Genomic DNA, 9,898 nt, shown 5'->3' on the forward strand with positions numbered 1-9,898 from the left:
TCGGCCTCAGTTCAGGCACTGGTAGCGCTTGTCGTTGAGCAGCAGATCGATGGTCGTCTGGGTCGAGTCGCGCCCCATGTCCAGGGTGGCCTGGACCTGGAAACGCAGCTGCAGCGGCGTGCCCTCGTTGGGCAGGGTCTCGACCTGGACGCGACGCACCCGCGGCTCGAAGCGCTCGATGCACTCGCGGATGGCGCGTTCGACCTTGAGTTCCAGGTCCAGCACCCCGAGGGTGGCGTCGTTGAAGTCGAGCAGTCCCAGCGCCGGGGCACACTCGCTGTGCCCCGGGTGGCTGTTGAGCAGGTCGACCAGGTGGCGCTTGATGGAGGCCAGGGTGGCCTCGATCGCCTCGTCGCCTTCCGGCAGCGGCCGTGCCGGGGCCGACAGGCGCTCGAACAGCCGGGCGCCGAGGGGCCCGCTGCGATCCCTGATGGCGGTCATGGGCTCAGTCCTTGTCGAGGCGTCCCACCAGGGAGAGCTCGAAGTTGGCACCCATGTACTTGAAGTGCGGGCGCACCGCCAGCGACACCTGGTACCAGCCCGGGTCGCCCTCGACGTCGGAGACCTGCACCGAGGCGGCGCGCAGCGGCCGGCGGCTGCGCACGTCGGCCGGCGGATTCTCCTGGTCGGCGACGTACTGGCGGATCCAGGTGTTGAGCTCGCGCTCGAGATCCTGGCGCTCCTTCCAGGAGCCGATCTGCTCGCGCTGCAGCACCTTGATGTAGTGGGCCAGGCGATTGACGATGAACATGTAGGGCAGCTGGGTGCCGAGCTTGTAGTTGGTCTCGGCCTCGCGCCCTTCGGGGGTGTTGGGGAAGGTCTTGGGCTTCTGCACCGAGTTGGCGGAGAAGAAGGCGGCGTTGTCGCTGCCCTTGCGCATGGTCAGCGAGATGAAGCCCTCCTCGGCCATCTCGAACTCGCGGCGATCGGTGATCAGCACCTCGGTGGGGATCTTGCTCTGGATCTGGCCCAGCGCCTCGTAGGTGTGCACCGGCAGGTTCTCCACCGCCCCGCCGCTCTGCGGGCCGATGATGTTCGGGCACCAGCGGTACTTGGCGAAGCTGTCGTTCAGGCGCTCGGCGAGCAGGTAGGCGGTGTTGCCCCACAGGTAATGCTCGTGGCTCTCGCTGACCGACTCCTCGTAGTGGAACGACTTGACCGGATTCTCCACCGGGTCGTAGGGCATGCGCAGCAGGAAGCGCGGCGCGGTCAGCCCCAGGTAACGGGCATCCTCGGACTCGCGCAGGCTGCGCCAGCGGGCGTACTTGGGCCCCTCGAAGATCGCCTTGAAGTCCTTGATGTTAGGCAGCTCCTCGAAGCTGTCGATGCCGAAGAAGCTCGGTGCCACCGAGGACAGGAAGGGCGCATGGGCCATGGCCCCTACCGAGGCGGTGTACTGCAGCAGCTTGATGTCCGGCGTCGCGGGCGTGAAGTCGTAGTGGCCGATCATCGCCGCCACCGGCTCGCCGCCGAACTGGCCGTACTCGGCGGCGTAGACGTGCTGGTAGAGCCCGCTCTGGCTGATCTCCGGGGCGAACTCGAAGTCCTCGAGCAGCTCTTCCTTGGTGGCGTGCAGCACGTTGAGCTTGATGTTCTCGCGGAAGTCGGTGCGGTCGACCAGCAGCTTGAGGCCGCGCCAGGCCGACTCCAGGTGCTGGAACCCCTGGTCGTGGAGGATCTCGTCGACCTGGTGGCCGATCTTGCGGTCCAGCTCGACGATCATGCGATCGACGACCGACTTGTTGACCTGCTGGTCATCGTCGCTCTTGAGCAGCTCGCCGATGAAGGCCGCCACGCCCTGCTTGGCCACGTCGTAGCCCTCGTCGGCGGGGGCCATGCGGGTCTGGGCCATCACCTGATCGAGCAGGGAGAGATCCTCGGCGCTCTCGGCGGACTGGGCCTGGGATTGAGTGGATTCGGTCATGATGGGTGCCTCGCGTCCGTGCGTGGAAATCAGGAATCCCCGGCGGGGGCCTCGTCGTCGAGCAGTTCGAGCTCATTGAGCAGCTGATCCCGGGCCTCGGGGCTCTCGATCAGCGCCTGCAGACGCTCGCGGAAGGCCGGCACGTTGCCGAGCGGCCCCTTGAGCGCCACCAGGGCCTCGCGCAGCTCGACGAGCTTGCGCAGCTCGGGCACCTGGCGCGCCACGCTGTCCGGCGAGAAGTCCTGCAGGGAATTGAACTGCAGCTCCACAGCCAGCTCGCGCCCGTCTTCCTCGGCCCCTTCCTCGAGGCGGTTCGGCACGCTGGTCTGCAGGCCGAGCCCGGCCTCGCGCATCACGGACTGGAAGTTGTTCTTGTCCACCGAGACCGCTTCGCGTTCCTCGATGGGCGCCTCCTCGGCCCCTCCCTTGAAGTCGCCGACCACCAGCAGCTTCTGGGGCAGCTCGGTCTCGGCCTGCTGATCCCCGGTGGCGGGAACGTATTTGATATTGATGCGCTCTTTGGGCGCGACGGAGCCTTCCTTGGACATGGCGAACCTTCTCCCTGCGAATGACGACTCGATGCGGAGGTGTCCGGCCCGACGGCACCCGCTGACGACGGCGGCCGGCCGGGACGTGAGTGAACGAACCGCGGCCCGTCGATCGACAGCATTGCCGTTCGACAGGCTTAAATTTCGGCCGCGAGGCTACCACCCTTCAAGCGACTGTCGAGTGCCCCCTCACCGCCCCACGCGTCTGCGTGCCAGGTCGGCCTCTCCCTTGAATCACACAACGAGGTGTCATCATGCACGATCTCCCACTAAACATGGCGAAAGAGTGTATCGGCTTGTAACACACACCCCGCATGTAAGAGATGTCTTACGCCACTCGACTCGAATGACGTACATTAGACATTCTCTATATAGGACGCATTCTCACAGGCAACTCCCGGCAGGGTAGCCGCGCGCCCCGTGACCGAGGTGCCAAAAGTGCACGAAACGGCATATGAGTGACCTGCCCCCAGGATCGTCATCGTGGGGTCGGGGTGCCTTCCGCGACGCGACGAGCCGAGGAGTCGGGGTGCGAAGAGAAGAGGGAGTGGAGAAACCAGGGGGTCATTACAAGGCGATAATCCCGATCCCCATGGCTGGGCAAGACATATCAGGAGTCGGGAAACGACGCCCTCCCGGCCTGGAAGCGGCACGCCGCAGTCCGCGCGGAAACCGCGACCCAAGGGAAGTGAACGGAGTGCTGGGCTCACGCAGAGCTTGGAGGATGGTATACGACCCACCGTGAGCAGAACGACAGGGGCCTACTTTTACAGTGAAAGCGATGAGCGGTGATATCGAACCGCCTCGCGTCGGATACGGCGGGAGCCGTTCAAAGGCTTAAGGGCTGGCACCCTCGAGCAGGCATAAGCATCGCCTCGCAAGGCGGCCTGGGGATACCAGGCCATGGCCTCACGGGTCAGGCCACACCCCAGCAGGCGAGTCATTTCACCCGAGTCATAAACGCCCTATCTGGAGCGAGCCTCGGCGGCTCGCTCCAGATAGGGCTGCATCTCGATCCATCCATGCAGCCCCCAGAGGCGCATACCTTCGTCCTTGGCCTCCTGAACCTCGGGCTCAAGGGCCCATACCGGCACCGATAGAAGCATCAGACCACCAAACAATCCGCCTAAGACCTTTTCCCTCACGAGCTAGAAACCATATTTAGGAGGAAAAGTAGATAAGGGAGACCCATGATTCAACCACTCGTCTTCGGCTAGCGCTTCGGCTTCCTGCCGCTGATCGTATGTCAGGAGGTCACGATTTCTTTCCATTAGGTTTTTAGGATAATGATCTCCTACCTCTACACGCATTGCATAAAGAATTGCCCATCCCTTTACAGGATCTCGCTCGACTAAACATTGACCACCTCCAAACTCCTGAAAGCTATCAGGATTAAGGTAACACCAGGCAACCCCCAATCGAGCATCCAGCATCCCTGCTTCAGAGGCTTTGAACTCCCACTCCCAAGACTCTTCATCTTCTCCTTGCTCCTCTAACATGCTAGAGAGTGTCCGCATCGCAGGCACATGCCCTTGTTCCGCCGCCTGTCGAGCCAGTTTTTCGGCGGCTTCGAGGCGGCTCTCGTCCGACCAATAGAAGCCGTACCCGTCCCGGATCATCTTGGCTAGACGATCCTTAGCCTCGGAGTTACCAGCTTCTGCGGCTTTTTCCAACCATTCATTCCCTTCATCGCTATCGTCCAAGGCGCCATAGATGTAATACAGCGCCAGCATAGCCTCAGCATCACCCCCCTCAGCCTTGGGCAAAGTCTCGGCCAGGGCCTTCTCTCGCCAACCCTCGGCGTCCTCCGGGCATTCGTCGCCGGCGACGCAGGCGCCGCCCTGAAACAGGCGCAGCATGGCATAGGGTTCGCCATGCTCGGCAGCTTTGAGATACCAGTCCAGGGCCGCTCGCGTCATGTTCATCATGCTCTGACGGCGCTCCGCTTCCCCCATGTAATACATCGCCTCGACATCACCGGCCTCGGCGGCCTGCTCAAGATAGGACAAAGCCGCAGTCGAGTGCTGGATATTGTAAAGGCGCATGCCTTCGTCCTTGGCAGCCTGAACCTCCGGCTCGAGGGCAGAGGCCTTCATCGATAGCAAAAGCAGGCAGCCAAGCAATCCACATAAAGCCTTATCCTTCACGATCTAGAAGCCATATCTCGGCGGAAATTTCGACAAGGGCGGGCCATGGTTCAGCCACTCAACTTCGGCTAGCGCTTCGGCTTTCTGACGCTGATCGTATGTCAGGAGGTCACGACTTCTTTCCATAAGACTTTCGGCCTGTTGATTACCTGACTCTTCTACCATTGCATATAGAATAGCCCAACCCTTTACTTTATCCTGACCGGCGAGACATTCATTCCCGCCAAGCTCTTGATATTTTTCAGGATTAAGATAACAATAGGCAACCCCAAGCATTGGACCCACCATTCCAGACTCAGCAGCACTGACCTTCCATTCCCAAGATTCTTCCGCTTCACCTTTGTCACCCCAAATACCGGACAGCGTTAGCATCGCCGGCACATATCCTTGCTCAGCCGCGCCTCGAGCCAGTGTTTCGGCTGCTTCGAGGCGGCCACCTTCCGACCAATAGAAGCCATGCCCATCTTGGATCATCTTAGCCAGACGATCCTGAGCCTCAGGGTTACCGGCTTCTGCTGCTTTCTCCAGCCATGCACTCCCTGCATCGCTATCGTCCAGGGCGCCATAGATGTAATACAGCGCTAGCATGGCGTCGGCATCCCCCTCCTCGGCGAGGGGCAACTGTTCATCACGCGCCTTCTCGCGCCAGCCCTCGGCATTCTCGGGGCATTCGTCGCCGGCCACGCAGGCGCCACCACTCCATAGACGCAGCATCGCATAGGGATCGTTATGCTCAGCGGCTTTCAGATACCACTCCAAGGCATCACTGGTCATTCCCATATGGGTTATACGATGAGACTCTCCCAAGTAGTACATGGCCTCTACATCACCCGCTTCGGCGGCCACCTCCAACTTGGGTATCGCGTCGGCCACGTAGCCAAGATTGTAATCGATCATCCCCGAGTCTTTGGCAGCTTGGATTTCATCTTCCAGCCCCCAAGCAAGCGATGAAAATATAAGTAAAGCACTTGCCAGCAGCAGCTTTACTTTTTTTGAAATAATTAAAGAACCATTAACTGAAACAGAAATCAACACATCATCACCATTATAAACTATCCAGAAGTAACATGCAGACCAAGACGGGAAGAATTCTGCAAATATTCGTCTCTTGCAACAAGCGCAGGATCAGAAGATCTGGCATTATGATCTGCAACTCTCGACATAAAATCATCCAGTATTATCAGATTTTCTTTATAAGCAGCTCTACGGTCATTATCGGTCCTCTCCCCATCGCTCGCCATGCGCGCAACGCTCTTCTCGAAAAGAATCTGGGCTGGGTTGGGAGTAGTTGCTGAAAACCCATAGCACCTATCGTTATAGGCACCCTCCGTCGCGCCTTCGACCAGCCACTTCAGGCAGTTGGCGATGGCGATCTGCTGGTAATCCTGGGCTTGGGCTTCGCTAAACCGATCGCCGTCAGCATCGAAGGATTCCGGACCGCTGGCCAGCACATGCAGCAGGGGGCCCAAGGCCTCAGGCGGCAACTGCTGCACCCAGGCCTTACGCTCATTTTCTTGCGCCCGCGACAAAGGGCGTGTCAGCGCATAGGCAATCGGTCCGGCCCGCTCCGAGCGGGTGAAGTCGTCGTACAGGCTGTCCACGTAGTCCAAACCCCGCAGGGCCAGCATGCCGACGTCCACCAACAGCATCGTCTGCATGAAGAACAGCTTGCTGAAACCCTCGAAGGCAGCGGGGGTGATCCAGTCGACCACCTCGTAGTCGTTGTCCACCAGGGCCTGATGCAGCATGCCCATCCAGGGGTCCAGCCGGTCGGGATCGAGCTCGACACTGAACTTGCCGCCGACGCCGCCCTTGAGCACCAGCCGGGCCTTGAGGGTCAGCACGAACTTGCCGTCGATCAGGCCGATCTGGAAGTCCGCCTCGGCGCCGATGCCTGCCAGGGCCTCGGCGGCCAGGGTCGCCTTGGACAGCTCGCCCCAGTCGTCGAGCGGCTCGCTGAGCATGCCGAGCTCGTCCAGGGCGGCATACTTGGGCAGGCGCTGCAGGATGTCCCGCGGCGGTTTCCAGCGCAGCGCCACGCTGCATTGCACCGTGATGCCGACGCCGGCGAAAGCCTTGAAGGAGGCGGCGGCGCCAGCCTGGGTGGCATGGTCGAGGCCGACGAGGGAAACCCCGTTCTGGTCGACGCTGAGGCCGGTCTCGGCGGCGAGTACCGCGCTGGCGCCCGCGAAACCCTTGGCCACCGGCTCGAGGCGCAGCGCATAGCAGCCCAGGCTGCGGCGCTCATCGCCCTTGTTGTGTAGCGTCACCTCGATGGGCTCGGCACTAGTTTCTTCAGGCAGCGAGAAGGTCCCGAAGGAGAGTTCGCCGGCCACCAGGTGGAACTTGGCCTCCGCCTTGGCCGAATAGCTGGCCTTGGCGCCAGCAGCGCGATCCGGTCGGTTCTGCAGGCCTCCCGCCGCTGGCGAGCCAGCTGCGGGTCTGGTGGTTAACTCGCGCTCGTCGACCCGCTGACCGATATCCTTGGCCTCGGCCTCGAGGTTACTACCCGCCTCGGCCGAGACGCTGCCGTCCATGACCTCCAGCGACAGGCTCGGCCCTGTGGCCTGTATCTCCTGGGGGCTGTCCGGCGCGACCCGATCCTTGAGATCGCCATAGCTCATCCCGACCATGCGCAGGTACTGTACCTGAGCCGAGGCATCTAGATCTCAAGCTTTCACTCTTGTATATCTGCGAAAAATCAATACCCAAATCGAGGAATAAAGTCCGAAAGCTCTGGTTGTCTACCGACCAATTCATCAGATAGCCTTTCAGCCTCACGCATTTGATCTGATGTCAAAACCCCTTGATTATCCTCAAGAATCCCTTTTGCATCTCTATCACCAACCTCTTCAACAACTGCACGCAAAATCGCCCATCCCTTAACTTTATCTTGCTCGACTGGGCAGAGCCCTTCCACCGACATTTCCTCCAGCTCTTCAGGATTCAAATAACACCATCCCACTCGGTTTCTCAAATTAACATAACCAAGCTCACTACCCAATCTCCCCCACTCCCAAGCATTGTCAAAATCACCTTGCTCAACAAAAATCTCGCTCAACTCGACAATCGCAGGAACATAATTCTGTTTAGCAGCTGCCTGCAACCACTCTAAAGCTGCATTCTGGCGACTCGAATCAAAAAAATACCAACCCTGTCCATTAATAATATTCTTAGCCAGACGAGTTTGGGCTTCGGGGTTTCCCGCTTCCGCCGCTTTCTCCAGCCATTCAACGCCCTCTCCACTATCGTCCAACAGGCGATAGATATGGTAGAGCGCCAACATGGCATCGGTATCACCGGTCTCAGCCTTGGGCAAAGTCTCGGCCAGGGCCTTCTCGCGCCAGCCCTCGGCGCCCTCTGGACACTCGTCTCCAGCGACGCAGGCACCACCCTGAAAAAGGCGCAGCATGGCGTAGGGATCGCCATGGTCTGCGGCTTTCAAATACCAGTTTAAGGCTGCACGCGTCATACTGCCCATACGCTGACGTCGTTCGGCCTCTCCCATATAATACATAGCCTCCACATCGCCACCCTCGGCGGCTTGCTCTAAATAAGCCAAGGCTGCTGTTGAGTGATGAATATTGTAGAGACGCATGCCTTCATCTTTAGCCTCCTGACCCTCAGAATCAAGAGCACTCACAGGCACAGAAATAGCTAAAAAAACTGTTCCACAAAGAAAACAAAAAAATGAGCAGAGGCTAACTTTTTTCATAAACCATCCTTGCACCACTGGGAGGGTTAACCAATTGGCAGCTAGAGTCCATATCAACCCCCAACCTATTAGCAACAGAGACATAGCCATTCCTAGCCCTAACAGCTGGAATCTCCATTGTACCGATCTTAGACATAAACTGATCTAGCTCATACCGATTCTGACAGTAAGCTTGTCCAAGAGACACGCCCTCGTCTCGCCTGCCATCCTGAGCCATCCGAGCCACCGCCTTTTCGAAAAGCCGCTGAGCGGCAGAGCGAGGATATTGCCCACTCATGTACCCCCGCTCAATCCACTCGAGGCATTGGGCGATAGCAATCTGCTGTAGATCGATGGCTTGATCGTGATCGAAGCTTTGCTCTGCGACTTCATATCCGAAAAAGCCCGGGTCGGCCCTTAACACATGAAGCAGGGGACCCAAGGCCTCAGGCGGCAACTGCTGCACCCAGGCCTTCAACTGCTTCTCCCTCTCGGGGTTAGATGCCGTGTCGACGATGGCATAGGCAATCGGTCCGGCCCGCTCCGAGCGGGTGAAGTCGTCGTACAGGCTGTCCACGTAGTCCAAACCCCGCAGGGCCAGCATGCCGACGTCCACCAACAGCATCGTCTGCATGAAGAACAGCTTGCTGAAACCCTGGAAGGCGGCGGGGGTGATCCAGTCGACCACCTCGTAGTCGTTGTCCACCAAGGCCTGGTGCAACATGCCCATCCAGGGGTCCAACCGGTCGGGATCGAGCTCGACGCTGAACTTGCCGCCGACGCCGCCCTTGAGCACCAGCCGGGCCTTGAGGGTCAGCACGAACTTGCCGTCGATCAGGCCGATCTGGAAGTCCGCCTCGGCGCCGATGCCTGCCAGGGCCTCGGCGGCCAGGGTCGCCTTGGACAGCTCGCCCCAGTCGTCGAGCGGCTCGCTGAGCATGCCGAGCTCGTCCAGGGCGGCATACTTGGGCAGGCGCTGCAGGATGTCCCGCGGCGGTTTCCAGCGCAGCGCCACGCTGCATTGCACCGTGATGCCGACGCCGGCGAAGGCCTTGAAGGAGGCGGCGGCGCCAGCCTGGGTGGCATGGTCGAGGCCGACGAGGGAAACCCCGTTCTGGTCGACGCTGAGGCCGGTCTCGGCGGCGAGTACCGCGCTGGCGCCCGCGAAGCCCTTGGCCACCGGCTCGAGGCGCAGCGCATAGCAGCCCAGGCTGCGGCGCTCATCGCCCTTGTTGTGTAGCGTCACCTCGATGGGCTCGGCACTAGTTTCTTCAGGCAGCGAGAAGGTCCCGAAGGAGAGTTCGCCGGCCACCAGGTGGAACTTGGCCTCCGCCTTGGCCGACAGGCTGGCCTTGGCACCGACGCCGCGATCACGCTGGTTTTGCCAACCCTCCGAATCCTCGACCGAGGTCGACGCGCTTTCCCCGGCCATTGATGCGGTGGAGGCACTATCAGAACCGCGATTGGTGAGCTCCCGCTCTGCGACCCGCTGACCGATATCCTTGGCCTCGGCCTCGAGGTTACTACCCGCCTCGGCCGAGACGCTGCCGTCCATGACCTCCAGCGACAGGCTCGGCCCCGTGGC

At 60.4% G+C, this 9,898-nt stretch carries 7 protein-coding genes and 1 pseudogene; all 8 read right to left on the minus strand.

The window, feature by feature from the left end:
• Positions 1-6: 6 nt before the first annotated feature.
• Complete coding sequence (gene tssE / locus QC818_RS17945; protein WP_309654241.1) at positions 7-441, minus strand: type VI secretion system baseplate subunit TssE; 435 nt, start codon at positions 439-441, stop codon at positions 7-9.
• 4 nt (positions 442-445) lie between these two features.
• Positions 446-1,924: a type VI secretion system contractile sheath large subunit gene (gene tssC, locus QC818_RS17950; RefSeq protein ID WP_309654242.1), complete on the minus strand. Its 1,479-nt coding sequence runs from the start codon at positions 1,922-1,924 to the stop codon at positions 446-448.
• 29 nt (positions 1,925-1,953) lie between these two features.
• Positions 1,954-2,472 (minus strand): type VI secretion system contractile sheath small subunit, encoded by a 519-nt coding sequence (tssB, locus tag QC818_RS17955; RefSeq protein WP_309654243.1) that lies wholly within the window; start codon positions 2,470-2,472, stop codon positions 1,954-1,956.
• A gap of 1,148 nt (positions 2,473-3,620) precedes the next feature.
• On the minus strand, positions 3,621-4,619 hold the full coding sequence (locus QC818_RS17960; protein ID WP_309654244.1) for a tetratricopeptide repeat protein: 999 nt from the start codon (positions 4,617-4,619) through the stop codon (positions 3,621-3,623).
• Positions 4,620-4,622: 3 nt separating this feature from the next.
• Positions 4,623-5,654 carry a tetratricopeptide repeat protein gene (locus QC818_RS17965; protein WP_309654245.1) on the minus strand — a complete coding sequence of 344 codons (1,032 nt, stop codon included), beginning with the start codon at positions 5,652-5,654 and terminating at the stop codon, positions 4,623-4,625.
• Between the two features lie 17 nt (positions 5,655-5,671).
• Positions 5,672-7,243, minus strand: coding sequence for a hypothetical protein (locus QC818_RS17970; RefSeq protein ID WP_309654246.1), 1,572 nt, complete (start codon positions 7,241-7,243; stop codon positions 5,672-5,674).
• 77 nt (positions 7,244-7,320) lie between these two features.
• Positions 7,321-8,334, minus strand: coding sequence for a tetratricopeptide repeat protein (locus QC818_RS17975; RefSeq protein WP_309654247.1), 1,014 nt, complete (start codon positions 8,332-8,334; stop codon positions 7,321-7,323).
• Positions 8,321-9,898: pseudogene (locus QC818_RS17980) on the minus strand (hypothetical protein); the annotation flags it as partial. The gene QC818_RS17975 and the pseudogene QC818_RS17980, both read right to left, overlap by 14 nt.

The sequence above is a fragment of the Halomonas koreensis genome (genome assembly GCF_031451675.1).
In the GTDB taxonomy this organism is placed as follows: Bacteria; Pseudomonadota; Gammaproteobacteria; order Pseudomonadales; family Halomonadaceae; genus Halomonas; species Halomonas koreensis.